The 553-nt window shown below is 55.9% G+C and carries 1 protein-coding gene; it reads left to right on the top strand.

The window, feature by feature from the left end; genetic code table 11:
* Positions 1 to 66 precede the first annotated feature (66 nt).
* A partial coding sequence (locus H096_RS24915) for a DEAD/DEAH box helicase family protein (RefSeq protein WP_033902001.1) occupies positions 67 to 553 on the top strand: 487 nt, incomplete at its 3' end.

The following is a 553-nucleotide window of genomic DNA, read 5'->3' as shown; positions in this document are numbered from 1 at the left end:
AGGGTATTCACCATACCCGTCGGGGTGTCGTGCATGCCCTGTTTCATTCCTTACGGAGAAACAAACATGAACGACCTATCACACACCGCATGCCCACCTTTGACCATCAGTTTGACCGAATTCATCGACGAGTTCGGTGATGAGTTGCTGGATTCACTCAACCGCTCTAACCCACCGGTTTACGCTGGCAACATCAACGAAATCCGGCAACGGATCATGAACACGCTCAAACGCCAACCGTTCCCGGCGCAAGCCGAGGTTGTCCAGGCCGTAACCGCACTGCTGCTGGACCACAACGAGCAGGCCGCTGTCATCAACGCCGAAATGGGCACAGGTAAAACCATGATGGCCATTGCTGTTGCGGCCGTGATGCACGGCGCTGGCTACCGCCGCACCCTGGTCGTATCACCTCCTCACCTGGTCTATAAATGGCGGCGAGAGATTCTTGAAACCATCCCAGATGCTCGGGTTTGGGTGCTCAACGGCCCCGATACCCTAGTCAAACTGCTCAAGCTGCGTGATCAACTGGGAGATCCCTACGATGGTCGGCAAG

Origin of the sequence: Pseudomonas sp. FH1 (assembly GCF_000510895.2) — a bacterium.
GTDB lineage: Bacteria > Pseudomonadota > Gammaproteobacteria > Pseudomonadales > Pseudomonadaceae > Aquipseudomonas > Aquipseudomonas azotoformans_A.
Note: the sequence above shows the minus strand (reverse complement) of the source record. Positions and strands in the feature narration are given on the sequence as shown.